The 24,181-nt window shown below is 49.5% G+C and carries 24 protein-coding genes; 8 read left to right on the plus strand and 16 right to left on the minus strand.

The genetic code is table 11. From position 1 onward, the window contains the following. The first annotated feature begins 70 nt into the window (after positions 1–70). Positions 71–2,419, plus strand: a complete 2,349-nt coding sequence (locus tag ACXAGX_RS03700; protein WP_474836628.1) for a Tex family protein — start codon at positions 71–73, stop codon at positions 2,417–2,419. Between the two features lie 69 nt (positions 2,420–2,488). Here ACXAGX_RS03700 and ACXAGX_RS03705 read toward each other — a convergent pair whose 3' ends face one another. From ACXAGX_RS03705 to bioH, 4 genes are all read right to left on the minus strand, one after another. Continuing rightward, positions 2,489–3,364, minus strand: a complete 876-nt coding sequence (locus ACXAGX_RS03705) for a putative metalloprotease CJM1_0395 family protein (protein WP_474818656.1) — start codon at positions 3,362–3,364, stop codon at positions 2,489–2,491. Positions 3,365–3,371: 7 nt separating this feature from the next. Beyond that, positions 3,372–3,704, minus strand: coding sequence for a hypothetical protein (locus ACXAGX_RS03710; RefSeq protein WP_070124510.1), 333 nt, complete (start codon positions 3,702–3,704; stop codon positions 3,372–3,374). Positions 3,705–3,880: 176 nt separating this feature from the next. Next, positions 3,881–4,558, minus strand: coding sequence for an IclR family transcriptional regulator (locus tag ACXAGX_RS03715; RefSeq protein WP_474836630.1), 678 nt, complete (start codon positions 4,556–4,558; stop codon positions 3,881–3,883). Between the two features lie 333 nt (positions 4,559–4,891). Then, the gene (bioH, locus tag ACXAGX_RS03720) at positions 4,892–5,686 is read right to left on the minus strand and encodes a pimeloyl-ACP methyl ester esterase BioH (protein WP_474836632.1); all 795 of its coding nucleotides are present in this window, start codon (positions 5,684–5,686) and stop codon (positions 4,892–4,894) included. Between the two features lie 75 nt (positions 5,687–5,761). Between bioH and ACXAGX_RS03725 the strand changes: the two genes are divergently transcribed. Then, a complete protein-coding gene (locus ACXAGX_RS03725) occupies positions 5,762–6,439 on the plus strand; it encodes a ComF family protein (RefSeq protein ID WP_474836634.1) in 678 nt (225 codons plus the stop codon). Positions 6,440–6,743: 304 nt separating this feature from the next. Here ACXAGX_RS03725 and ACXAGX_RS03730 read toward each other — a convergent pair whose 3' ends face one another. Beyond that, complete coding sequence (locus ACXAGX_RS03730; RefSeq protein WP_474836636.1) at positions 6,744–9,335, minus strand: M14 family zinc carboxypeptidase; 2,592 nt, start codon at positions 9,333–9,335, stop codon at positions 6,744–6,746. 124 nt (positions 9,336–9,459) lie between these two features. Here ACXAGX_RS03730 and nfuA point away from each other — a divergent pair, with 124 nt between their 5' ends. Both nfuA and ACXAGX_RS03740 read left to right on the plus strand, forming a co-directional pair. Next, positions 9,460–10,038, plus strand: a complete 579-nt coding sequence (gene nfuA / locus ACXAGX_RS03735; RefSeq protein WP_070124495.1) for a Fe-S biogenesis protein NfuA — start codon at positions 9,460–9,462, stop codon at positions 10,036–10,038. 30 nt (positions 10,039–10,068) lie between these two features. Next, entirely contained in the window at positions 10,069–10,326 is a 258-nt protein-coding gene (locus ACXAGX_RS03740) for a hypothetical protein (protein ID WP_474818651.1), read from the plus strand. A 25-nt stretch (positions 10,327–10,351) separates the two neighbouring features. Here the strand turns inward: ACXAGX_RS03740 and ACXAGX_RS03745 are convergent, their stop codons facing one another. Further along, positions 10,352–11,626, minus strand: coding sequence for an MATE family efflux transporter (locus ACXAGX_RS03745; protein ID WP_474819261.1), 1,275 nt, complete (start codon positions 11,624–11,626; stop codon positions 10,352–10,354). Between the two features lie 90 nt (positions 11,627–11,716). Here ACXAGX_RS03745 and ACXAGX_RS03750 point away from each other — a divergent pair, with 90 nt between their 5' ends. Beyond that, positions 11,717–12,796 carry a polysaccharide deacetylase family protein gene (locus ACXAGX_RS03750; protein ID WP_474836638.1) on the plus strand — a complete coding sequence of 360 codons (1,080 nt, stop codon included), beginning with the start codon at positions 11,717–11,719 and terminating at the stop codon, positions 12,794–12,796. Positions 12,797–12,810: 14 nt separating this feature from the next. Here the strand turns inward: ACXAGX_RS03750 and ACXAGX_RS03755 are convergent, their stop codons facing one another. The 6 genes from ACXAGX_RS03755 to ACXAGX_RS03780 are packed head-to-tail and all read right to left on the minus strand — an operon-like array spanning position 12,811 to position 17,241. Continuing rightward, positions 12,811–13,410, minus strand: a complete 600-nt coding sequence (locus ACXAGX_RS03755; RefSeq protein ID WP_474836640.1) for a GNAT family N-acetyltransferase — start codon at positions 13,408–13,410, stop codon at positions 12,811–12,813. 5 nt (positions 13,411–13,415) lie between these two features. Next, positions 13,416–14,063 (minus strand): SCO family protein, encoded by a 648-nt coding sequence (locus tag ACXAGX_RS03760; protein WP_474836642.1) that lies wholly within the window; start codon positions 14,061–14,063, stop codon positions 13,416–13,418. Then, positions 14,060–14,977 (minus strand): heme o synthase, encoded by a 918-nt coding sequence (gene cyoE / locus ACXAGX_RS03765; RefSeq protein WP_474818647.1) that lies wholly within the window; start codon positions 14,975–14,977, stop codon positions 14,060–14,062. The genes ACXAGX_RS03760 and cyoE overlap by 4 nt, the downstream gene beginning before the upstream one ends. Then, on the minus strand, positions 14,970–15,959 hold the full coding sequence (locus ACXAGX_RS03770) for a COX15/CtaA family protein (protein WP_070124486.1): 990 nt from the start codon (positions 15,957–15,959) through the stop codon (positions 14,970–14,972). Before ACXAGX_RS03770 ends, cyoE begins: the two co-directional genes overlap by 8 nt. A gap of 9 nt (positions 15,960–15,968) precedes the next feature. After that, on the minus strand, positions 15,969–16,526 hold the full coding sequence (locus tag ACXAGX_RS03775) for a hypothetical protein (protein ID WP_474818646.1): 558 nt from the start codon (positions 16,524–16,526) through the stop codon (positions 15,969–15,971). A 4-nt stretch (positions 16,527–16,530) separates the two neighbouring features. Beyond that, on the minus strand, positions 16,531–17,241 hold the full coding sequence (locus ACXAGX_RS03780) for an SURF1 family protein (protein ID WP_474836644.1): 711 nt from the start codon (positions 17,239–17,241) through the stop codon (positions 16,531–16,533). A gap of 27 nt (positions 17,242–17,268) precedes the next feature. Between ACXAGX_RS03780 and ACXAGX_RS03785 the strand changes: the two genes are divergently transcribed. Beyond that, the gene (locus ACXAGX_RS03785; protein WP_474836646.1) at positions 17,269–17,478 is read left to right on the plus strand and encodes a DUF2909 domain-containing protein; all 210 of its coding nucleotides are present in this window, start codon (positions 17,269–17,271) and stop codon (positions 17,476–17,478) included. Positions 17,479–17,660: 182 nt separating this feature from the next. On the opposite strand, the gene ACXAGX_RS03790 is transcribed toward ACXAGX_RS03785, so the two are convergent. From ACXAGX_RS03790 to coxB, 4 genes are read right to left on the minus strand one after another with little or no spacing between them, the layout of a single operon-like run. Continuing rightward, positions 17,661–18,539 (minus strand): cytochrome c oxidase subunit 3, encoded by an 879-nt coding sequence (locus ACXAGX_RS03790; RefSeq protein WP_474836648.1) that lies wholly within the window; start codon positions 18,537–18,539, stop codon positions 17,661–17,663. A 21-nt stretch (positions 18,540–18,560) separates the two neighbouring features. Further along, the gene (locus ACXAGX_RS03795; protein ID WP_474836650.1) at positions 18,561–19,151 is read right to left on the minus strand and encodes a cytochrome c oxidase assembly protein; all 591 of its coding nucleotides are present in this window, start codon (positions 19,149–19,151) and stop codon (positions 18,561–18,563) included. A 9-nt stretch (positions 19,152–19,160) separates the two neighbouring features. After that, positions 19,161–20,792, minus strand: a complete 1,632-nt coding sequence (gene ctaD, locus ACXAGX_RS03800; protein WP_474836652.1) for a cytochrome c oxidase subunit I — start codon at positions 20,790–20,792, stop codon at positions 19,161–19,163. 9 nt (positions 20,793–20,801) lie between these two features. Next, entirely contained in the window at positions 20,802–21,926 is a 1,125-nt protein-coding gene (coxB, locus tag ACXAGX_RS03805) for a cytochrome c oxidase subunit II (RefSeq protein WP_474819256.1), read from the minus strand. A gap of 392 nt (positions 21,927–22,318) precedes the next feature. Between coxB and ACXAGX_RS03810 the strand changes: the two genes are divergently transcribed. Continuing rightward, complete coding sequence (locus ACXAGX_RS03810; RefSeq protein WP_070124477.1) at positions 22,319–22,894, plus strand: YceI family protein; 576 nt, start codon at positions 22,319–22,321, stop codon at positions 22,892–22,894. A 123-nt stretch (positions 22,895–23,017) separates the two neighbouring features. Beyond that, the gene (locus ACXAGX_RS03815; protein ID WP_474836654.1) at positions 23,018–24,160 is read left to right on the plus strand and encodes a serine hydrolase domain-containing protein; all 1,143 of its coding nucleotides are present in this window, start codon (positions 23,018–23,020) and stop codon (positions 24,158–24,160) included. Positions 24,161–24,181: the final 21 nt, after the last annotated feature.

Genomic DNA, 24,181 nt, shown 5'->3' on the forward strand with positions numbered 1-24,181 from the left:
GAATACACCCAATATTTAGTCGGGCCTGACGACCCGGCAGGACACAAATTTAAAGGCCACAGAGCTTACTATGATTATCAACAAAATTGCCGAAGAACTCGCTGTCAGCCCTACTCAAGTGCAAGCGGCCGTTTCACTTTTAGATGAAGGCTCAACGGTGCCTTTCATCGCTCGATACAGGAAAGAGGCAACACAGGGACTAGATGATTCTCAACTTCGAAACCTGGAACAACGTCTCACCTATCTTCGCGAACTGGAAGACCGTCGAGGCGTGATCCTTAAGTCTATTGAAGAGCAAGGTAAGCTTTCTGATGAACTGAAAAACCAGATTGTTTCCGCCGACAGCAAAACCACACTGGAAGATTTGTACCTGCCTTACAAGCCCCGCCGCCGCACGAAAGGCCAAATTGCCATTGAAGCCGGTTTAGAGCCGTTAGCCGACAAACTGTTTAACGACCCCACTCTAACCCCGGAAAGTGAGGCTGAGGCATTTATCAGCGCAGACAAAGGCATTGCTGATACTAAATCAGCGCTGGAAGGCGCACGCTATATTCTGATGGAGCGTTTTGCAGAAGACGCCGGTCTGCTGGCAAAAATCCGTGCGTATCTCAACGACAATGCGTTCGTGACCAGTACCGTAGCGCCGGGCAAAGAACAGGAAGCGATTAAGTATAAAGACTACTTCGAGCACCAGGAAAAACTGAAATCTGTTCCTTCACACCGCGCACTGGCCATGTTCCGTGGACGCAACGAAGGCATGCTGCATATTCAGCTTAATGCTGATCCACAAAATGAAGACGCCACAGCTCCTTCACACTGCGAATTTATCATTGCAGAACACTATGGCATTGCGGACAAAGGCCGTGCTGCTGACGCATTTTTAAAGCAGGTTGTACAATGGACCTGGAAAATCAAAATTGCCCTGCACATGGAAACAGAGCTTTTCTCCACGCTGCGTGAACAAGCGGAAGAAGAAGCCATTAGCGTATTTGCTAAAAACCTCAACGACTTGTTGATGGCTGCACCAGCAGGTGCCAAAACAACTATGGGCCTTGATCCTGGCCTGCGTACCGGTGTGAAAGTGGCTGTGGTTGATAAAACCGGTAAAGTGGTTGCTACCAATACCATTTTCCCACACGCACCGCAGAATGCTTGGGACAAGTCCATGCGCACGCTTATCAATGTGTGTAAACAGCACAAAGTAGAGCTCATCAGTATTGGTAACGGTACCGGTTCACGGGAAACCGACAAACTGGTGGCTGAAATGCTTAAAGCAGCGCCAGAACTGGGGGCGCAGAAGATTATGGTGAGTGAGGCCGGTGCATCGGTCTACTCCGCATCTGAACTGGCTTCTAAAGAACTGCCGGGGATGGATGTATCACTGCGTGGCGCAGTGTCTATTGCCCGTCGCCTGCAGGACCCTCTCGCCGAGCTGGTAAAAATTGAGCCTAAAGCCATTGGTGTTGGCCAATATCAGCACGACGTAAGTCAGAGCCAGCTGGGTAAATCCCTCGACCGCGTGATTGAGGACTGTGTAAACGCCGTTGGCGTTGATTTGAACACCGCGTCTCCCGCACTGCTTTCTTACGTGTCTGGTTTAAACAAGACCTTGGCACATAACATTGTGTCTTTCCGTGATTCCAACGGCGCATTCCCAGACCGTAAAGCATTGCTGAAAGTGGAACGACTTGGTCCTAAAGCCTTCGAACAGGCGGCAGGCTTCCTGCGCATTACGGCGGGCTCAAACCCACTGGATGCTTCATCCGTTCACCCAGAATCTTATCCTGTGGTCGACAACATTGTTGATCGCACCCAGGTTGCGGTAAACGATTTGATTGGAAACACCGATCTGCTGCGTAAGTTAGCACCGGAAGACTTCACCAGCGACGCGTTTGGCTTACCAACCGTAAAAGACATTCTGAAAGAACTCGACAAGCCGGGCCGCGACCCGCGCCCAGAGTTTAAAACCGCCACCTTTAAAGAAGGCGTGGAAACCATTAGCGATCTGAAGCCAGGCATGATTCTAGAAGGCGTAGTCAGTAACGTAGCTAACTTCGGTGCCTTCGTTGACGTGGGCGTACATCAGGATGGACTGGTACACATTTCTGCACTGACGAACAAGTTTATCTCTGACCCACGTGAAGTGGTGAAAGCCGGTGATATTGTGAAGGTAAAGGTATTGGAAGTGGACGTTCAGCGTAAGCGTATTTCATTTACCATGCGTTTGGACGACACACCAGCACCGGCAGCGGAAAAACGCAATGCGGGCGGAGCCGGTAAACCGGCAGGCAAGCAGGGCAAAGGCCGTCAGCCAAACCGTAACAACAACGGTGGTGGCAACCGTCAGGCGCAATCGCCAGCAAATGCCGCCATGGGTAATGCTTTTGCAGATGCGTTCGCGAAGGCGAAGCAGAAGTAAAGTTGAGACCTAATACAAGAAAGCCAGCTTAAATTGCTGGCTTTTTTCGTTTAAGAATAAGTATCACCACTAGGCGCTAACAGTAAAGCCACCTGCATTTGGGGTCACTGTAGCTTTATAGAACCCCTGAATGACACCAATCCGCGACTGCATTTCTGCCGATGGCATAACGTCTTCATTAGCCATTTCCAACGGCCGAGAGCCTTCAGCTTGCACACTGATTTCACCTTCCCCCGCAATCGATGAAACTTCAGCCCCTTGCTCATCACCTGAGGCTGACGAGCTGGCCATTTCAGCTCTGGCCTCATTGGCTTTTTGGGCCGCTTCGGCGGCGACTTTTAAATCTTGAGATGAAGGCTCAGCCGGTGCTAGCGCAGCAGCACGAACTTGCTCCATTTTCTGGATTGTATCTTCAGGCGTAGCGGCTTCAGACACGTCAATACTGACTTCACCACCCGTAGCATAACGTTTGTTATCAGGGCCGGTTTCGTATTCATATTGCGGCGAACCCGCATACTGACCACCACGGGCTGCATGCGCCTGTTCGTGTTGGCGTACTTCCTGGTCTCGCGCTTTGAGTTCTTGAATTTCGTCCTGTTCAGCTTGTTGTTGCTGTTTTTCTTCCGCCGACTCTCTACCCGCGCTTTCCTGATTGGCGTTATCAGTGCCCGTTTCCGGGTTGTCTAGATTGTCGTTTTGTTGCAACGCGTCAGCGCCGGCATCAATCTGAATTTGCGGACGCTCATAGGTGACCGGCGCAGGCTTTTGCCCCGGCGTACGGGCGCGATCGGATTCAGATCCTAACCCCTGCTCAGCAGCGCCTTGGTCAGCATCTTTAGATGGCGGAATGGTGTCTTTTAATAGGTTGTCACGACGCGCAGATTCGGTGTTCACATTGGCTGTGGAGAACACTAATGACGTTGGAATAGGCGTGACAATATTCATACTGTTATTAAGTCAGTGTGTCGATAATCGTACCAACAGTATCGAATGCCGTATCTACAACCTTGGCAGATGCCAGTGCATTCTTACTATTAATTTGCAGCGAAATTAGGTCATCGGTCACGCTGCCTACATTTTGCGGAAGTGTATTTCGCACATTAGACAAACTATTGAGTGACGCATTAGCCAATACATCGCCGGTGCCATTAAGCTCGACACTGGTCTGGGCTGCGCGCTGCGCTAAATTTACGGAAGCCTGTGTCATTCCCTCATAAGCGTTTTGAATACCGCTCATGCCAGACACAATCGCCGAATTGATATTATTACCAATAATGCTCGACATACTTTTCTACCTCTAGGTAACCAATGTAAAAATCAGGCAAATTGACATTGATTACTGAACCTCAACTTCACTCTCTCATGTTCAATTATTAACCAAAATCCAAAAAATGAGAAGTCTGAGCAAGAAAAAATGTGGATTATCTTTAGAGTCCAGGAAATTTGAGCACTCTTTATTGGTTATCCAGCTTCATCTTTATCGGCAAAACATCCTCGAGCGGGCATGGAAGCAATCAGCTTAAGCTGTGTGGTCCAATAATGAATATCATCTGCATCTGAAGAGGCGTTAATGCCATTTAACAGCAAACTCAACATCGCAACGAGCGAACCACTTTTAGAAAGAACGGGCACTGCCACTAAAACCTGTTGCGCATTCGAAGCAGAGGATATCGCGTAGCCACGTGTACAGGTTTGAGTAGTGATTTTTTCAACGCGCAACGCATCCCATTCTTGTTCAGAAGTGGCTGTTTGAAACATCCCTGAGTAATCAGATTGATAGGCTAACATAATGTGACCAGGCGCAGAGTCTAACAGTGAGAGCCGTATTCCGGGTCTTATCAGCGCCATGCTGGCACTGTTCATACATACGACATCGAGAACCAGAGCAGAATCGGTAGCAGGAATGCAGAGTAAAGCCATATGTGGGGTATGCTCAATCAGTTCTGCCAGTGGCGAGGCTAGCTGGTTTTGATATTTTTGAATTGTTGGCGGGACAATGCCCATCGTATGAAGTCTGTTGTCAACATAAAAACGAGTACCGTTTTTAGCGATAAGATTTTGACTTAAAAGTGTTTTCAGTAAACGGAAAATGGTTGAACGGGGTAGCTTCAATGCGCCTTCCAGCTCCAGCGACGACATTCCCCGCTCAGCTCGAATTAATAAGCGATAAAGCCGAATTGCCTGATAGACACTGGGGATAACATATCGCTGCATAGACAACTCGCCATTTACAAAAAATAAACCAAACAATAACCTAAAGAAAACATTAAATCACCAATTGCTACCGGTAGTAATTAGGGTCTTTAAGTTTTGTTACGAGAGGCGCGCTGAGATAATGCTAGATATTAGGGGAGATTTTGTAATCCAGAGCCTGACGAGTTATCCATGGGTGCATGAAGCTGGAATGGAAAGTACTGCCGATAAAACCTTAAGAAGCTACCGGCAGTGTTCGGGGAGCGGTATTTGATGCTTTTAAACCGCACCAGCGAATTGCCGGATAATGTCGGCAGACTGTTGCGGATGGGAAATAAACGGCGCATGGGATGCGTGAGGCAAAACCACCGTGTCGCTTTGCGGATGTAATTCACAAATACGATCTATTCCGCTGGTAGGCACCAAACTGTCTAGGCGACCGTAAATACGCAATGTTGGCTGGCGGATCCGACCAATTTGATCCCGTAAATCTTCCGAAGACAGCAACCCTAATGCGGCTTTTAGCGCATCAAGATCTGACGTTGGGTACGCCGTAATACTCTCGCGAATCGCTTTCATATCTTTTCGCGCGGTATCACTACCCATTGCCTGAATCGCTAAGAAGCGCTCAAGGGTTTTCTGATAATCCTTCGCAAGCTGCATCTCAAACTGAGCGAGTAAATCTGCATCAATCCCCGGCCAGCATGGTCCGCTAACGAAGCGCGGCGTTGACGCAATGGTAATAAGCCCGCTGATTTTATCGGGGTTATCCAGCGCTAATTGCTGGGCAACCATGCCGCCCAAAGACCATCCAGCGATAATGCAGTTGTCTGGCAAATACGGTAACAACATGTCTGCGACAGACGCCACCGAGTAGGTTTGTTGAGGAACAAGGCTATTGTTTTCTCCGAACCCCGGTAAGTCGATAGTGGTTATACGAAATTCTTCTTCCAGCAGAGGAATAAAATGCTCGAAGACGCCGCTATTCATTCCCCAGCCATGTAACAGAACCAGATCTTTTCCTGTACCACGGGTACGGCTGACGAGATTTTCTGAAACGTTAGCATTTAACACTGATGACTTCCTTTAAACTATGCCTGCAATTTTGCCGCTTGCACTACTGTCGGGCCGACAGGAGCTACGTGTTTTATGCGACTTCCCAATTTAGTTTGTATGCTGTGCAATCAATACAGTGACACACCGGTATGTTCGTTCTGCAAATTTGATACCCGCTTTTTGTTACAGCTTAATTATAGAGGTAATTTACTGCGCTATCCGGCAATCAGCCAGCAATTTCGTCATACCGGTTACAGCTGCCTGAGAGCCTGCGGTGAGTACGTTTGGCCCTTCGATACACTGATTCATAATACCAAGTTTAAACGCTGTCTGATAAGCCCGGCTATTTTAGCAAACTGGTTTGTGGAGATGTGTTTGGATGACGATTCACTACTACCAGATTGCCTGTTACCTGTACCTATTCAGTTACGTCGGTTTATCCGGCGCCAGTTTAATCAATCTACTGAAATAGCACGACACATAGGCAGAGCCATTGATCGCCCGATAAACACTGATTGGGCTAGCCGTACTGGCGGTAAAACCCAATCTGGCTTATCTCGGGCCGAGCGCTTACTGAATCTTCGGCAGGCATTTACCGTTCAGGTACCAGAAGACGTTCACCATGTTGCCATTATCGACGATGTAATGACCACCGGCACCACCGCCGACGTCCTCGCTCGCCAGCTTCGCGCTCAAAACCCCGACATTATCGTGGAAGTGTGGGCCATTGCCATCACGCTGAGAAAACCACTGACCCAGACCAGGTTGTAAGGTTTCGCTGAAGGGCGAGCGTGAGGGCGAGCGTGAGGGCGAGCGTGAGGGCGAGCACTTTCGCCGGGGGAGGAGTTAACATCGAGGACACGGCGTGAATCCTTCCCTGGAGCCTCGGCCGCCGCATCCCTGCGGCGGACGGTCCTCGCTGCTAACTCCTCCCCTCGTCTGCGTGCTCACCACCAGCATTGCTCCGTTGCAGTCCCTACAAGCAAGTAGCCCTGATATTCGGCTTGTCAGCGTGTCCTCGATGCCAATTCTTTCCTCAGGCAACAGGGCTCACCTATCTCCTTCCGCCTAGCGACTACCGCGTCAGGTGTGACGACTGATAGATGGCGTTACTCATCAGTTTGCCGGTGCCGTACCAGTAGCCGCGGAAGAGGTTGTTGTCGACAAAGCCGATAACCACGCCCCGGCCTTTCGGCTGCGTCAGTACCGAGGCGGTATTGCCAATCATGTCTTCAAGCTGTTTAGCACTGTAGCCTGCCAACAGGGGTGTTTCGGTGTAATGTCCCGGCAAGGTAAACGGGTCTTTATCCGCTTTCACGATCATGTTGGTGGTTTTGAACACCGGAAGCATGTTATCGCTGTAACCGAAGAAAATTGGATGGGTAGGATCAATCGTCGTTTCATACACCGCCCCTGCAATGATCTTGCTCGCACGCAGTGCAGCTTTGTCAGCATAGTGCAGTTTATCAGTAGGGAAGGCGCCATCTACTTTGTCTCTCGACACAATCTCTGCGTTTAACCATCCTTTTTGTGCAAAGTAACGCAGTGCCGTTTTCTGACCAATCAGTACCCCGCCGTCTTTAACCCAATTACCAATAGCGTCTGTCACAGATTCACTAAGATCACCGTAACTGCCACTGACAAAAAAGATATGAGAGTAATTATCCAGGTTGGTGTAGCGCAATCGCGATTGTTCAATAATGGTGGGAGATAAACCAACGCGGGTATCCAGATAATGCCAAATCTCACCGGCTTCAGATGAATTAGTGCCTTCGCCGCCCACCAGCAACACCCGTGGCGCCTCCACGCGAGACAAGGTGCGCCCGCCAAGATCTGAGCCTTTCGATGTCAGACCGCTTTTAATGCCGTAAACCGTCACACCAGAAAGTACAGCACCACTTTTCAGCTGAGCGATAAGATCGTCAGGTTGTTTTAGTGCAGTAGGAACAACCATTGTGCCAGCGGCAAAGTCATAGGAGCTCCCATCACTTAACAGAGCAGTAAACGGGGCTTCGGTGCTTTTTACAATGGCACCCGCTTCCAATAGATGCTGCAACATGGCGGGTGAATAGTAGTCATTCCATTCAAAGGCATAAGCATAGGCGCCAGCAGGAATAGCTGCCTCAGATGCAGCGTTCAGCTGTGATGCAGTTTTAACGCTACGCCCTTCACGCTTGGTCAGAATGCTGTAATCGAGGTCGAATGCCAGGGCAATATTCCAATTAGACACATCGTAAAATGTGTTTTCTGCAAACGACTGACGGGTAGAAAACAGACTTTTGATCAAACGGTATTTAGGCTGGTTGTAACTCACCACAATACTGCCCTCGGGATAAGCCTGCTCGCCGGCTTCCACTTCTTTCTGACTGTAGCCATAAGCAATTCCATGCTGATCTAAAATCGACACCAATGCGTCTAAACGCCCTTTATCATTTGGCGCAGAAATGATGGCACCGAAGTCATCGTCATCTTTGATGGCCCCAGCGGTTTCGTTAAAGAAGCTGTTTTCGTAATCCAGAATCGCCGGCTTGTTCGCCAGCGCGCCTCTCATGGTACTAAGGCTTGCCGTAACGTGATTCTGTATTGTCTGGGCAAAGGGGAGTTCGCCATTTACGGTATCTTGTACATGGCCGCGGCTACTGGCTTGCTCAAACAAAATCCCAATACTGCCCATGGAATCCGGATACGACGAGCCTTTTCCGTAATAGAAATCATCAAATCCTTCTTCAGAAAAATACAATTGACCCGCATCGTCGAAAGCCTCGGCATGGAAAGCCGCCAGCGCCTCTGTCAGACGCACGTTGCCATCGGGCGTGTTCGGATTTTTGCGTGAAGGCACACCAGGCTGGAAGAAGAATGTACTGTCAGGGCCCATTTCATGGTGATCGGTAAGAATATGCGGACGCCACTTTTGAAACTGTGCAATGCGAGCGCGGGATTCAGGATGTGTAAGCAGTAACCAGTCTCGATTTAAGTCGAACCAGTAGTGATTTGGTCTGCCAGATGGCCAGCCTTCACGGTGTTCACGGTGTTCACCGTCTGCATTTAAATTTTTGCCCTTATGCATGTTTGCCCACTGAGCAAAGCGCGAAAGACCATCAGGATTGAGGGAGGGATCGAACAGCACCACGTTACTGGCAAGTAGATCTGACACCATTTTATCGTTGGTGGCGGCAGCCAAATAATAGGCCACAACCAGCGCGGCATTACTGCCTGAGGGTTCGTTGCCGTGAATGCTGTAACCCATGTAAAGGAACAGAGGGGCATTTTTTGCGGTTTTTGCCCCATCATTCACCGACGCCAGATGCTGTTCACGCCATTGTGGCAATTTCCCTTTGTTTTCCGGGGCGGTGATGGTTAACAATAGCAGCGGGCGGTTTTCGTGCGTTTTACCGGTCTCTTCCAATGATACCCGGTCTGATGATTCAGCCAGCGCTCGCATGTAGGCAACCAGTTGATCGTGGCGAACATGCCAGGTACCCACTTCACTACCCAAAAACGATTCAGGTGTGGGAACAGCGGGGTCAAATTCAGTGCCTGTCGGCAAATAGGCCACAGCGGGTTTACCACCGGTATCTTTAAAGTCCGGGGCTGCTGAAACCGAAAAGCCGGTGACTAAAAGCAACGCCGAAATCCATTTACCCGTTCGTTTGAAATATGAAGTCATTTTGGGTTTCCTGTTGTTTTTTGTACTTTTGACCACACCTGTATGAATGCTCGCAATACTTGACTGTTTTAGTCAGGTAAATTTGTTATTATATGCACATAACGATGCAACGTAGGATTTGTTAATGATTACTATATCAGAAGGCGCTCAGGCTCACTTCGCAAAACTGTTGGAAAAACAAGATGCTGGGACGAACATCAGAGTGTTCGTAGTTAACCCGGGAACCTCCACAGCAGAATGTGGCGTGTCTTACTGTCCTCCGAGTGCGGTTGAGCCCGGCGATATTACCTTGCCGTTCAATGGTTTTGATGCTGTTGTTGATGCCGAAAGCGCCCCTTTTCTGGAAGAAGCAGAAATTGATTATGTGACTGACCAAATGGGTTCACAGCTCACATTAAAAGCGCCAAACGCGAAAGCGCGCAAGGTTGATTCAGACGCCCCGCTGGTAGATCGTGTTAGTTACGTCATTGAATCTGAAGTAAACCCGCAGCTTGCCAGCCACGGCGGTAAAGTTGTGCTACTTGAAATTACCGAAGACGGTCTCGCCATACTGCAATTTGGTGGTGGCTGTAACGGCTGTTCAATGGTTGACGTAACCTTAAAAGAAGGTATCGAAAAACAACTGCTGGACCAGTTCCCTGGCGAACTTACTGGCGTTCGTGATGCCACTGAGCATGAAGCTGGTGAGCACTCTTACTACTAACTTCAGTAGCTCATTTGCGGTGGTTAGCGAATGAATTTATCAGACCGGTCCCTTACTGCTTTACATCGCAGTTGGGGCCGATTTAAATTTGGGCTGGTGCTGTTTATTATTGGTGCCACGCTGCTGATGACCGTCAGCCACTTTCACGCCGCTATTTACTACCTTTCTCTCATTATCCTTTTTGTAGGGTTTGTCATTGCCATGAGCGGCTATCTGACTATTCTGTGGCAACGGCTTAAAGGCATGAATCCAGCGAACAAACGCAAGGATTACGACCCGTTCAAGTAGCATGACCACATAGCAAGCGGAAAGCTCAGGTTTGCTCAGTCAATGCATCCTGCTTCGACAGTTTCCAAAACTCCCAGCCCAATGTAACGCCCCGGGCAAGCAAAAATGCCAGCAATGCATACCACAACGCCACATTGCCGTAATCTTTGAAATACCACCACACCGGAAAGAACACCAGCAACGCACTGATTATCATGGTATTGCGCATCGCACCCGAGCGCGTCAGGCCCACAAACACCCCATCGAACAGAAAACACCAGTGACCGGCAAGAGGCATCAACACCATAAGCGGTAAATAAGATGCAGCCGTAATCCGTAGCGCTTCAATATCGGTAAGTAAGGCGATGATGTCGCTTCCGGCCACAAAAAACATCAACGCATAAACCAGAGCAAATATTGACGACCAGAATAGGCCTCGATTCGTACAGGCTACCAGTTTACGTTGATCTTTTGCCCCCGCAGCCTCGCCCACTAAGGCTTCCACCGCGAACGCGACGCCGTCTAAACCCACAGCGATGAGCACAAAAAACTGCATCAAAATGGCGTTCACGGCGGCAGCAGTTTCACCGATGCGCGCGCCTTGTATCGTCAGAAATGCCAGACAAGCCTGCAACGCCAGGTTGCGAAGTAGCATATCGCCGTTCAATTTCAGCAGCACTTTACGGGCGGCGCTGTTAAACCAATCGAGGGCTGGCAGGTGACCTTTTGTCAGGCGCAACGCCACGGCTACGCTCATCAGCATCATGGTGTATTCAGCGATAACACTCGCCAGGGCAACGCCCCTTACTGACATATCCAGCCCGTAAACGAACACGATATCCAGTGCGGCATTCAGCAGATTTCCGACAATTTGAATAACCAGCACCTGCCGGGTTTTCTGCTGACCCACCAGCCAGCCAATTAACGCCAGATTCAGCATTGCCGCAGGCGCCCCCCATACCCGCACCGAAAAATACATTTCGGTAAAGCCAGCCACGTCTGGCTGTGATGACGCCAGCGCTTGACCAGCCCATAGAACGGGCTGTTGAAGCAGTATGATCCCTAGCCCTAAAATGAGAGCAACAGCGCTGGTTTGCCAAAGCACTTTGGCAGAACGCAACAGGGGCGCGTCTTGATCACCCTTCGCCTGTGCACTCAGGCCAGTCGACGACATACGGAGAAACCCGCACACCCAGTAGATTTGCGTGAGGATCAATGTTCCAATAGACGCACCTGCCAACATGGCTGATGAATCCATATGCCCCATTACAGCCGTATCAACCAGTCCGAGTAATGGCGTGGTGATATTGGCCAGAATCATTGGAAAAGCGAGCGCTAACAGATTTTTATGGGCTTGCCAGCCCGTGGCTTGTGTCGTGGTCAAAAAACAGTACAAACTTGAGGAATGTGCATGCAGCTTATCAGAAACTTGATGTCATCGGTGACAAAAGGCGCGTTAATCGCCGGTTTTGGGTTATCGGCAATGATGGGCTCGGCTCATGCTGACGACAGCGCGGTTATCCTGCTTTACCATCATGTTTCAGACAGCACACCGGCCAGCACCAGTATTTCGCCAGAGCAATTTAAAACGCACATGACCTACCTGGCCGAAAACTTTCATGTGATGCCGCTGCCTGACGTGGTCGCAGCGCTACAACAAAAGAAATCATTACCCCCCAAAACCGTTGCCATTACTTTCGATGATGGCTATCGCAACATTCTCGAGAACGGGCACCCGATTTTGCAACCATTGTCACTCCCGTACACGGTATTCGTGAATCCTGACGAGATTGGCCGCCTGAGCAATCAGCTCACCTGGGACGATGTAAAAGCCATGCATGAGGACGGTGTCGACTTTGCCAACCACACGCTTGACCACATTCATATGCTCAACAGACTCCCGGATGAAAGCAAAGCGGCCTGGCTTGAGCGAGTATGGGGTAATGTGGAAGAAGCCGAGCAAAAGCTTGAATCTCATATTGGCGAGTCGCTCAAATATCTGGCGTATCCCTTCGGTGAATACAACGAAGTGCTGGCAGAAAAACTGGCAAGTAATGGCTATGTGGGGTTCGGACAGCATTCTGGCGGCGTGAGCAGTTACAGCGATTTTACCGCACTGCCCAGATTTCCTGCCGCGGGTCGTTTCGCGAACATGGAGCCCATCAAAGTAAAAATGAACAGTTTGGGAATGCCGGTCACCGCCAGTGGCGTTGACGACCCTGAGCGCACAAATCCAATAATCGACGAAACCATTACGTTGAAAATAGACGGTGATGATGTGAGATTGAGTCAGGCAGCCTGTTATTTTCAAAACGAAAAACTACCGATTGAAGCGGGTTCCGGCACACTTTCCTACACGCTAGACACCGTGCTACCCACCGGCCGTTCCCGCATAAATTGCACCGCGCCTTCTAATTCACAGAACCGCCGCTACTACTGGTTTTCGCAACCGTTCTTTGTTTCACGCCAGGATGGTACGTATCCTGACTAATCAGGCGGCTTGATTTAGCCGAGTGGGGCGACGCCTTTTGTCATTTGCATAAAAGGCGGAATTTCTTGCCGCGGCTTAAAGCCAATAGCTTGATAGAAATCGATGGCGCGTTTGTTCCCAGTATGAACGTCTAAAACCACAGACAGCTTACCCATTTCCCGCGCCATACGTTCTTTGAAACGCACTAAGCTGGTTGCAATACCATTACGGCGAGCGCCGGCAGCAACAGCCAGGTGACCGATTGCCAATTCGAGCACCAGCGGTGGGTTTAGTGCAATGGTGTAGGTTTGACTCCGCATAACCACATCAATGGCTTCATCCAAACCGTAAAAATCGGTAATCGATGTCAGCGTATCTCTGTCGAATTGCGCGGGAAGTTTGTCATGCCAGGAAGAAATAATGCCGACGATTTGCTCGTCGATGCAGGCCACCCAGTGATTTGCGTAACCATATTGGCCTGTACCACGGTTCCAGGCTGTGATGAGGAAATCGTAGGCGCGTTCACGCTCTCCGTTCCCGAATATGTCGATAAGTAAATGCTCTCCGGCGTCTAACAATAAGGGAACGGCGAAGTCCATGTCCCCTGCCTCGGCCTGTCTCACTACTACTGTCATGCATACTATCGAGATGAAACAATCTTGGGCATGTCTGCAAGAATTTGCTCACTGTCACTGATTGCTAATTTTCCCGGCTCCATTGTTGGTTTAAATCGCCCGATGACTTCAACATCAGGTCCGATAACTACCACAGAAGCACTATGATCAACCAAGTAGGCTTCTTTTTCGGTATCTTCAGACAATGCATACATCAATCCTAAATTCCTGACAAGAGGGAAGATTTCAGCGTGTGGTCCGGTTGCAGCAAGAAAATCTTTATTAAAAAAACTGATATAGCTGTTAAGCCTTTGAATCGTATCTCTTTTGGGATCAACCGATATGAAAAGCACTTGTATATTAGATTTTTCAAATTTAGACGAAAGTACAGGCCAGATTTTCTTAAACGAAGCCAGCGTTGTCGGACAGACATCCGGACAATAAGTGTAGCCCAGAAAAACCAAGGTCCATTTTTTTTTGAGATTTTCGCGGGTAAAAGGGTCGCCATTAGCATCAGTAAGTGTGAATTCATCAATGGCTTTCGGTGCAGGGTAATACTGAAAATAATCCACCGTATTTTCATCAGCTTCAGGCGGTGCGATATAAATCGCACCATAAATGCCGGCAATCAGTGCAACAATGGCGACGATACCGGTAAGGGTTCTTTGCGTCATAACGTTATTGGCATGTAGTGATCGAATAAAAGCACCACAAACAATAGCATGAGATGAACAATCGAATAACGGAATGTTTTGATTGCCGTATCTTCTTCACAGGCGAATTTAAGCCGGTATGCCCAGGCACAGAAACCTGCGTTCAGAACCAATGAACCAATCAGATATATCATGTGAGACATGCCCACCAGATACGGCAACAGGCATACCAAGACCAGCAAAATGGTATATCCGAGCACCGATGTTTTGGTGAATTCTTCGCCATGCGTAACAGGCAGCATGGGAATGTTTGCCCGGGCATAATCTTTCTTGCGATGAATAGCTAACGCCCAGAAATGAGGCGGCGTCCAGGTAAACACAATCAGAACCAGCAGTAGCGCGTGGGCGTGCACCTCATTGGTGACGGCAGTCCAACCAAGCAGCGGCGGTGCAGCACCGGCTAGCCCGCCAATCACGATATTCTGTGGTGTCGCACGCTTTAAGAACATGGTGTAAATCACCGCATAACCTACCAAACTGGCCAGGGTAAGCATGGCGGTAAGCATATTAACCCACGCAGATAAAATGACGAATCCAGCAGCACCTAGTATCGCAGCAAACCAAAGCGCACGGTCTACAGACACTTTGCCTTTCACCACAGGCCGGTTTACGGTTCTCGCCATCATGCCGTCGATACGATGGTCGACAACATGATTTATCACCGCAGCTGATGAGGAGAGTAAGCCGATACCGGTCATTCCCGCCAATAGAACTTGCCATTGCACCCAGCCTTCAGTGGCAAGGCACATACCGACTAATGCTGTTAGCAGCAATAGCATCACTACCTTTGGCTTGGTGAGTTCATAGTAATCTCGCCAGTTCGCCTGCTGATAGTTAATCTCACGCCGGGTTGTTGCTGAAATAGATTTAGCCATGAATTTCTCCCTGCACTCTGGACACCTGATAGGTGATCCACACCATGACCAACAACAGGCAAGCCGCGACAATATTATGTGCCACCGCCACCAGTACCGGCAGACTCAGGAGAATGTTGCTCACTCCAAGTGTTACCTGAATCATTAATACACCCACCAGCACTAAACCGGCCGTTTTTACCGGTGTAGCAAACTCTTTGGTGTAGAGCCTAAAACCTAGCCATAGCAAGTAAAGGAATGTCACCACCGCCCCTGCCCGATGAACGATGTGCATGGTCATGCGCTCGCCGTAACCGTGGGCACCGTATTCGTAGGTTTCAGCATAGGGCACACTGAACGCGCCGGAGAAATCCAGTCGAACCGACCATCCATCCTCACACACCGGAAATTCAGTACAGGCTAGCGCCGCGTAGTTGGCAGATGTCCAACCTCCCAAACTAATTTGCATTAGCAAAATAGCGGTTCCCAGTAGCGCTGCCTTCGTGAGCCGGTTGATCCGCCGTGGCTTGATGCGCGCGCCATCACGAAGCTTAAGATGGAGTAAAAACAAACACGCCAGAATGGTGAATCCACCCAACAAGTGCCCCATCACCACAACGGGAAGTAAATTTAGGGTCACAGTAAGCATGCCCAGTATGGCCTGAAAAATAATCAGCCCAACCAGGAAAAATGGCAGACGCAGAGACTGCCCTTTGTGCCGGCGCCTGAACGCCATTGCTGCAATAGTGAAAATGCACATGCCCAGCGCACCCGCAAAATAACGGTGAATCATTTCATTCCAGGCTTTTGCTGCTTCTACCGGGCGGTCGGGAAAAGCCTCATTGGCTGCAGCCACATGATGCTCTGCGGTTGGCACCGAGAGCAAGCCATAGCAACCCGGCCAGTCAGGGCATCCGAGCCCTGCATCGGTGAGTCGGGTATACGCACCAAGAATGATCACAAACACAGCCAAAAACAGACTAAACAGGACGAGCTTTCTCATTGCAACCTCCTACCCAATGCGTGATAGCTTCAGCAGCTTTTTTACATCAGCCAGAATGTCGCGACTGCGCTGTATGGCTGTTTGCTTGTCGCCCGATACCGGATAACGCAACATGGCATTATTGAGCGTATCGACCAATAAAATAGTGGCGGAATCTTCTGTGGTTATTGCGCGATTGAGTTCGTTTTCTGAAACCTGTACCAGGTGCAAATTTTGCTCTTCGCCCAATTTATCGATCACCGAGGCATCACTGCTTTCACTCACCAGTACAGTAGCCTGAGCACGCTCAGTTTCACGCCCCAGCGCCATCCACACTTGATGAATACTAAAAATGGCATTCTCGCAGGCCTGATCACAGTGAGCGGGTAGCGAGTAAACCAGCCGCCATTTAGGTTCCTCGCTGGCAAAAACGGTGGACAGATCCCGTGTAGGCTGTAACAACTCACCTTTGTTGGTCGCTCCCTGGGTAAACCAGCCATTATCCAGCGCTAATTTTGCAATCAACACCGGTAAAACAAAGGCGGCGGCAACGCTCAACATGGTAACTTTGCTATTTTTAACCGACATAGCGCTATCCTTTTCTGTTCGAAATTAACGAAAAATAACTCACTGCAGCGGCCGCTACGGCCAAGCCAAACCACTGAATGGCATAGGCGAAATGTTTCTCGGGCGGCATCACCACCGGCTGCCAATCGCGAATAAATTCACTTTGCTCAGGGGCGGTAAGCTCCACTACATAGGGCAGCAACGACTTCCCGGTTAAGCGACGAATAAAGTCCAGATCCACAGCCTGAATCACTACCGGAAAGGATGCATCGAAGGGCAAGGTTTCACGAACAACGGGGTTGTGCCCGGGGATAGAGATCCGCCCGTGAAAATGCTGATAGGTTTGCGCAAGGTCGACTTCAGGTAACTCACTGCGCAGCGGCGGCGCGGCTACCCAGCCAAAGTTAACGAGTACGGTACCGTCAGTACTTTGCACTGGTACCAGCACTTCGTAACCCACCTTGCCGTTTTGCACCCGGTTATCTAAAAACAAGATCTGGTTACTTTCAGCCCGCCCATTGAAGCCAACCTGATAGTCTCGAATGTCTTCCTGCTGGGGTTTGAGTGCATCAAGAGAAATTGCTCCCTCGCCGCTTTTTTGCGCTATGCTAGCCAAACGTTGCTCTTTCTGATGCATCCGATCTAACTGCCAGAATCCGAGCAAAACCATACAGATAACCGCAGTAAGAACCACCGCTGCGGTAGGAAGGGAAGGGAACCGACGTGGTTGTTTCATGCTTGGCTCCTGCTGATGGAGAAAAATATGATTGTAAAAATCGTTCTGGTTTGTCTGGTGATCTACATGATCATCAATCTGTTTCTTGCCATGCGCGTGATGATGAAAGACAACCCTGATGGCGAACCAATGAGCAAGTACATCGGTCGCCGGGTAATGACTTCTGTCATTATCGTGCTACTCATTCTCGTGGCCCTCGCCACCGGCCTTATCACTCCCAATCCCACGCCTTACTGAACCGTGGCAAATTGCAGAGACGCGCGCCTTTCGGCTGAGAGGCACATTGCATTTGAAACACGCGGTAAACCCATCCCTGGGCGCTCGGCTGCCGCATCCCTGCGGCAGACGGTTTAAAAATGCAATGCACCTCTCACCACGGCGCTCACTCATCAGGCCATCCATCGGCCTTAATTTCTTAGCTACAACACATACACAAACAGAAAGAGCATGACCCACACCACATCCACAAAGTGCCAGTACCAGCTACCGGCCTGGAAGGCGAAGTGATTTTGTGGGGTAAAATGCCCTTTCAGAATGCGGAAAAATAAGACAATCAGAATCAATGTACCTAGCGTCACGTGCATGCCGTGGAAGCCGGTAAGCAGGAAGAAGGTGTTGCCGTATATACCGGATTGCAGTGTTAGCCCTAGCTCCTGATAGGCATGGATATACTCTTCTACCTGTAAACTCAGAAACGCTAAGCCCAGTAGAATGGTTACGCCCAGCATGATGGTAAGCTGCTTGCGCTTATTCTGTTCCAGACCCACATGGGCAAAGTGCAGAGTCACCGACGATATCAGCAGAATAATGGTGTTGATGGTAGGCAAGCCAGCCGCACTCATTTGCTGCGTGGTAGTGCCACCAGGCGTTTTAATAAGCGGCCACATGGCCTCAAACGCAGGCCACAATACGTCGTTGGTCATGGCGTTATTCGATGCACCACCTAACCAAGGCACTGAAATCACCCGTGCGTAAAACAGAGCGCCGAAGAACGCTGCAAAGAACATCACTTCAGAAAAGATAAACCAGCTCATGCCTTGTCGGTACGAGCGGCCTAGCTGACTGCTATACAGCCCGCTCATCGATTCATCAATCTGGTTTTTAAACCAGCCAAACAGCATCACTAGCAGCGCAACGATACCTACCGCCAGGATCTTCCCACCGTGGCCCGACTCCCCATTTGTCGCTTCAATTACCGTATTACCGGCACCGACTGCAATCAGAAACAAGGCAACCGCACCGACAATGGGCCAGGGGCTCTGTGCGGGCACGTAATAACGTTCATATTGTTGTTGCATGATGGTTCTCCTTCCTCCCCGTCAGCGGCTGCCGCTCACAGGTTGTCGTAAATAAGGGTTGTCGCTTTCCATCAAATCGGTGGCCCGGGCGGTCACGTCATAAAGCGTGTATTGCAAAGTGAAATAGGTGATGTCTTCCGGGAGACTGGTGTCCACATAAAATGACATGGGCATCCAGGCTTCCTGACCCGCCTGTAACGGCTGTTGGTTAAAGCAAAAACACTCGGTTTTATTCAGATACAGCGCCGCCTGACCAGGGCTGACGGAGGGAATGGCCTGAGCAATGATGTTGCTGCTGGCCGGGTTACGCACATAAAAGGCCACGGTATTTACTTCGCCCGGATGCACCAGCACCTTCTGCGTTTCAGCCCTGAACTCCCAGGGCATACCACTGTTAGTTCGGGTGATGAATTCCACGGTGATTTCCCGGTTCTTATCTACTTCATCCACAGTGCGAACCGCGGCTTTGTTGTCCGTTTTTCCATTAATGCCCGTGATATCGCAGAACACGTCGTAAAGTGGCACCAGCGCAAACCCAAAGCCAAACATCCCCACAACCACGGCAATGAGTCGTAGTACCAGTCGGTTATTAGCAGATGTTGGCGAGGTCATACCGCACTCCTACTTCACTTTCGGAGGCGTTTCGAACGTATGGTAAGGGGCCGGAGATGGAATTTCCCATTCCAGTCCTTCAGCGCCCTCCCATACCTGTGACGTAACCAGTTCACCTTCCTTGCGGCAGGCTTTGATCACTAACACGAGGAAAATTAATTGTGACAAACCAAATGCGAAGCCACCGATGCTGATCCACTGGTTGTAGTCGGCAAACTGCAGCGAATAATCTGGAATACGGCGAGGCATCCCGGCTAGTCCGACAAAGTGCATAGGGAAGAACAGCACGTTCACTGAAATCAACGAGCACCAGAAATGCCACTTGGCCAATGTGATGTTAAACATTTTGCCGGTCCATTTTGGTAACCAGTAATACACCGCCGCCATGATCGAGAATACCGCCCCGGTCACCAGTACATAGTGGAAGTGCGCTACCACGAAATAGGTATCGTGATACTGGAAGTCCACCGGCGTAATCGCCAGCATCAGCCCAGACAGGCCACCGATGGTGAACAGTACGATAAAGGCGAGAGCGAACAGCATGGGGATCTCGAACGTCATGGAACCCCGCCACATGGTGGCCACCCAGTTAAACACTTTCACGCCCGTTGGTACCGAGATCAGCATGGTAGCGAACATGAAAAACATCTCAGCAAACACCGGCATACCGGTTGTGAACATGTGATGCGCCCAGACGATAAACGACAGCAACGCGATAGACGCTGTGGCGTACACCATGGAGGCATACCCAAACAGGCGTTTGCGAGCAAAGGTGGGCACAATCTGAGAAATGATGCCAAATGCCGGCAAGATCATGATGTACACCTCTGGGTGTCCGAAGAACCAGAAGATGTGCTGAAACATTACCGGATCACCACCACCGGCAGCATCAAAGAAGCTGGTACCGAAAAATTTGTCAGTAAGTACCATGGTTACCGCGCCCGCCAACACTGGCATTACGGCGATCAGGAGAAACGCCGTGATCAACCAGGTCCATACAAATAAAGGCATTTTCATCCAGGTCATGCCTGGCGCACGCATGTTGAAGATAGTCACGATAACGTTGATGGCGCCCATGATGGAGGAGATCCCCATAATGTGTACCGAGAACACAAATAATGCGGTGCTGTCGCTACTGTAAGTGGTAGACAGTGGCGCATAAAACGTCCATCCGAACGCCGGACCACCACCTTCCATAAATAACGAGCCGAGCAGCATGGAAAACGCGAAAGGTAGAATCCAGAAACTCCAGTTGTTCATGCGCGGCAGCGCCATGTCTGGTGCACCAATCATCATTGGGATCAGCCAGTTGGCCAAGCCAGTGAATGCCGGCATTACCGCACCAAATACCATAATGAGGCCGTGAACGGTGGTCATCTGATTAAAGAAGTTAGGGTCGACTATTTGTAGGCCTGGCTGAAATAGCTCTGCCCGGATCACCATGGCCATGGCACCGCCCACTAAAAACATAATGAAAGCGAACCAAAGATACAGGGTGCCGATATCTTTGTGGTTAGTGGTCAGTACCCATCGCATCAGGCCTGCTGGAGCGCCATGATGTTCATGATGATCGTGTTCGTGAGTAAGGTTGTCGTGTGCCGCAGTATGCTCCGGCATCAAGGTTTCGGTTGCTTTAGTCATAGCAGGCTCCTAGTTACCGTTTGCCACAGCATTCACGTCTTTCGGTTGGATCACATCGCCAGTATTGTTGCCCCAGGCATTACGCTCATAGGTAACCACAGCCGCCACTTCCTTCAGCGATAGCATTTTGCCAAAGGCTTGCATGGCTGTGCCGCTCTTACCATTGAGCACAATATCGATGTGAGCCTGCTTATCATTCAGTACCATTGGACTGCCTTTCAGCGCAGGGAATACACCCGGTAACCCCTGACCAGTAGGCATATGACAGGCAGCGCAGGTAGAGTTGTATACTTTCTCACCCACCGCCATCAGCTCTTCCTTGCTCATGCTCATTGCAAGCAAACGGGCCTCTTCTTCTTTGGCCTGCTTAACAATGGCCTCCTGTTCCGTCATCCAGGTTTTGTATTCATCCGGGGTTTTAGCAATAACAACAACCGGCATAAAGCCGTGATCTTTACCGCACAACTCGGCGCACTGACCGCGATAAATGCCGGGTTCATTCACCTTTGTCCAAGCCTCGTTGATGAAGCCCGGATTAGCATCTTTCTTCACTGCAAAGTCCGGCACCCACCAGGAATGGATCACGTCGTCGGAAGTAATGAGAAAGCGGACTTTCTGATTGGTGGGGATAACCAGCGGACGGTCAACTTCCAGTAAGTAGTTCTCGCCTTTGTCGAACTTGTTCTCAATTTGCTCGCGCTGTGTAGCCATTACTGAATAGAAAGAAACGTCTGAGTCCATGTATTGGTAGTGCCATTTCCACTGCGAACCGGTGACTAATACCGTCATATCTGGCTTACTGGTATCTTCCATGGCAATCAGGGTTTGGGCTGCCGGTACTGCCATAAATATCAGGATCAAAAACGGGATCACCGTCCACGCGATTTCGACTTTCACGTTTTCATGGAAGTGCGCTGGCTTGGCGCCTTTAGATTTTCGGTGTTTGAGAATGGAGTAGAACATCGCTCCAAACACCACGACGGCGATGGCGACACATATCGAAAACATCAGCATATGCAGGTCGTAAACCTGACCGCTGATATCCGTCACTCCCTGACGCAGATTCAGTTCGCCTGCGCGTTCTGACGTAGAATGAGTTTGAGCTAGTGCGCTGGTCGCGGTGACGACGCTCATTGCCCCCCAAACCATCAATGCGTTACTTACGAGTTTTTTCACTCAACACCTCCGTGATGGAGAATCTTGTGTAATACCCTGCTCACAGGATTCTGTCGTATAGTCGCCCGACTTGTTAATTATTATCTTATTTTGTTATTTTTCTGTTAACTACGGTATAAGAATTAAACAGTTTTTGCTCAATGTCTAGACTTTAGGTGAAAAATAAATGGCGGGTTTCATGGGAATGGTGAAATGGGGAGACGGTCATTATGGCAAGGTTTGCGTTCATTCTGATTATTAGAATGTTTTGTTCAGATCTTAAATACATCTAATTTCTCAGGAAGCCGTATCATTAATCATCTGACAACATTCATTGTTTTGACACCCCAAGTTTAAAAAGGAAATTGGTAATGACTAAATTGATCCCAGCGGTACTGCTTTCAGGTTTGTTCAGCGTAAGTGCATTGGCGGCACCTGTGTCTTATAAAATCGACCCGACTCACACCAATGTCATTGCGTCGTGGAGCCACTTCGGTTTTTCTAACCCTACAGCAGCAATTAACGGTGCTGAAGGGACTATTGTTTATGACAAAGAGAGCCCAGAAGACAGTAAGGTAGACGTTTCTGTATCTATTGCGTCTATGGATACCTTTGTGGCGAAACTGACCGAAGAATTCATGGAAGAAAGCTGGTTCAACGAAGCTAAATTCCCTAAAGCTACGTTCAAGAGCACTGACGTTGAAGTAACAGGTGACAAAACGATGGAAGTCACCGGCGATCTGACCATCAAAGGTGTAACGAAAGAAGTGACACTGGACGTAACACTGAATGGCGCAGGCGTGCATCCAATGACACAGAAACAAGCGGTAGGCTTCGATGCAAAAACAACGATTAAACGCTCTGATTTCGGTATCGACACGTATGTACCGAATGTAAGTGACGAAGTTACCCTGCGCATCACCGCTGAAGCACAAGCGGCTAAGTAATAGTGTAAATATCGATTACTGCATCACCGTCCAGATGCATAGCCCGCGAAAGCGGGCTTTTTATTTGCCAGATGAAAAACATCCTGTAGGGTAAAGGTTTAACCTTCAGACAGGATTGTCCTTTTGCTGCACAAATCACTTCTTTTTTCAGCGCTTTCCCTTGTGCTCTGTTTTAACGCGTTCTCCAAGCCACTCCCGAAAAACGCCATCTCCGCTATGTTCAATGAAGCGGTTAATCATGACACTGTGCCAGGCATCACTATGGCATTGGGTAATGAAAAAGGCATTATGATGGCCGAGGGTTTTGGCTATGCCGATGTAGAAAATCGCGTCGCCATGACACCGCACCACAAGGTTCGCATCGGCAGTGTATCCAAGCTCATCGCAACGGCAGCAATGATGCGGCTGTATGACGAAGGTAAAATTGATTTAGATGCACCGGTAACCGACTATGTCGCTGATTGGCCGAAAGACAAGCCAGTCATTACCTTACGTCAGTTAGCCTCTCATACAGCCGGTATTCGCCATTACAAAGAAGGCGCGAATGAGTTTTTGCTCAATGAAACCTACCCAGATATTAACAGCGCCCTCGCCATGTTTAAGGATGATCCGCTGGAATTCTCACCAAGTACCGATTTCAGCTATTCCACATTCGCCTGGACGTTAGTCAGTGCTGCAATGGAAGGCGCTGATGGCAATCGGGATTTTCGTCAGATTATCGAACAGGAAGTGTTTGCGCCTTTATCGCTAAAAGAAACTGTATTTGATGATCAGTTCACAATTATCGAAAACCGCGCCCGGCCCTATACAACCGAAGAAGGCACTTTGATTAACGCTCCCCAAACCGACCACAGCTACAAGTGGGCAGGTGGCGGTTTTATTGCCTCGCCATCTGACATTGTGCGCTTTGCAGTGGCTCACGTAGCCAGTGATTATTTGGCTGCAGAAACAACGAAATCCATGTTTACCCGGGCAACGTTAAATAACGGGGACGAAGTGGGCTACGGCATTGGCTGGAAAGTTGGCTTTGGCGATTATCGAGAACGGGAAGCGTATAAAGATAACGTGGAAGCACTTAAGTTAATGGACGACATTCCCACCGCGGTGATGCATTCAGGCGGCAGCATGGGTGGTATTACCATGACGATTCTGTGTCGTGAACACAACACAGCAGTGACTGTAGTGAAGAATGTGAGTGGCGAAAAAAATGCTGACGTTTTTATGCTGGCACTAAAAACACTGCATTATGCACACGCCAGTTATTAAGCTAAGGCAAATCCTTTACTA

This window comes from Alteromonas sp. ABV4_515 (assembly GCF_056160345.1).

What these genes read in the sequence shown, in the direction of transcription:
- ACXAGX_RS03795 (WP_474836650.1), bottom strand. Translation starts at nt 19,151, where the DNA reads ATGACCTCGCCAACATCTGCTAATAACCGACTGGTACTACGACTCATT.
- ACXAGX_RS03785 (WP_474836646.1), top strand. Translation starts at nt 17,269, where the DNA reads ATGATTGTAAAAATCGTTCTGGTTTGTCTGGTGATCTACATGATCATC.
- nfuA (WP_070124495.1), top strand. Translation starts at nt 9,460, where the DNA reads ATGATTACTATATCAGAAGGCGCTCAGGCTCACTTCGCAAAACTGTTG.
- ACXAGX_RS03710 (WP_070124510.1), bottom strand. Translation starts at nt 3,704, where the DNA reads ATGTCGAGCATTATTGGTAATAATATCAATTCGGCGATTGTGTCTGGC.
- ACXAGX_RS03745 (WP_474819261.1), bottom strand. Translation starts at nt 11,626, where the DNA reads ATGATTCTGGCCAATATCACCACGCCATTACTCGGACTGGTTGATACG.
- coxB (WP_474819256.1), bottom strand. Translation starts at nt 21,926, where the DNA reads ATGAGCGTCGTCACCGCGACCAGCGCACTAGCTCAAACTCATTCTACG.
- ACXAGX_RS03810 (WP_070124477.1), top strand. Translation starts at nt 22,319, where the DNA reads ATGACTAAATTGATCCCAGCGGTACTGCTTTCAGGTTTGTTCAGCGTA.
- ACXAGX_RS03730 (WP_474836636.1), bottom strand. Translation starts at nt 9,335, where the DNA reads ATGACTTCATATTTCAAACGAACGGGTAAATGGATTTCGGCGTTGCTT.
- ACXAGX_RS03780 (WP_474836644.1), bottom strand. Translation starts at nt 17,241, where the DNA reads ATGAAACAACCACGTCGGTTCCCTTCCCTTCCTACCGCAGCGGTGGTT.
- ACXAGX_RS03755 (WP_474836640.1), bottom strand. Translation starts at nt 13,410, where the DNA reads ATGACAGTAGTAGTGAGACAGGCCGAGGCAGGGGACATGGACTTCGCC.
- ACXAGX_RS03760 (WP_474836642.1), bottom strand. Translation starts at nt 14,063, where the DNA reads ATGACGCAAAGAACCCTTACCGGTATCGTCGCCATTGTTGCACTGATT.
- cyoE (WP_474818647.1), bottom strand. Translation starts at nt 14,977, where the DNA reads ATGGCTAAATCTATTTCAGCAACAACCCGGCGTGAGATTAACTATCAG.
- ACXAGX_RS03775 (WP_474818646.1), bottom strand. Translation starts at nt 16,526, where the DNA reads ATGTCGGTTAAAAATAGCAAAGTTACCATGTTGAGCGTTGCCGCCGCC.
- ACXAGX_RS03700 (WP_474836628.1), top strand. Translation starts at nt 71, where the DNA reads ATGATTATCAACAAAATTGCCGAAGAACTCGCTGTCAGCCCTACTCAA.
- ACXAGX_RS03725 (WP_474836634.1), top strand. Translation starts at nt 5,762, where the DNA reads ATGCGACTTCCCAATTTAGTTTGTATGCTGTGCAATCAATACAGTGAC.
- ACXAGX_RS03705 (WP_474818656.1), bottom strand. Translation starts at nt 3,364, where the DNA reads ATGAATATTGTCACGCCTATTCCAACGTCATTAGTGTTCTCCACAGCC.
- ACXAGX_RS03740 (WP_474818651.1), top strand. Translation starts at nt 10,069, where the DNA reads ATGAATTTATCAGACCGGTCCCTTACTGCTTTACATCGCAGTTGGGGC.
- ACXAGX_RS03750 (WP_474836638.1), top strand. Translation starts at nt 11,717, where the DNA reads ATGCAGCTTATCAGAAACTTGATGTCATCGGTGACAAAAGGCGCGTTA.
- ACXAGX_RS03790 (WP_474836648.1), bottom strand. Translation starts at nt 18,539, where the DNA reads ATGCAACAACAATATGAACGTTATTACGTGCCCGCACAGAGCCCCTGG.
- ACXAGX_RS03770 (WP_070124486.1), bottom strand. Translation starts at nt 15,959, where the DNA reads ATGAGAAAGCTCGTCCTGTTTAGTCTGTTTTTGGCTGTGTTTGTGATC.
- ACXAGX_RS03715 (WP_474836630.1), bottom strand. Translation starts at nt 4,558, where the DNA reads ATGTCGTCGCTGGAGCTGGAAGGCGCATTGAAGCTACCCCGTTCAACC.
- ctaD (WP_474836652.1), bottom strand. Translation starts at nt 20,792, where the DNA reads ATGACTAAAGCAACCGAAACCTTGATGCCGGAGCATACTGCGGCACAC.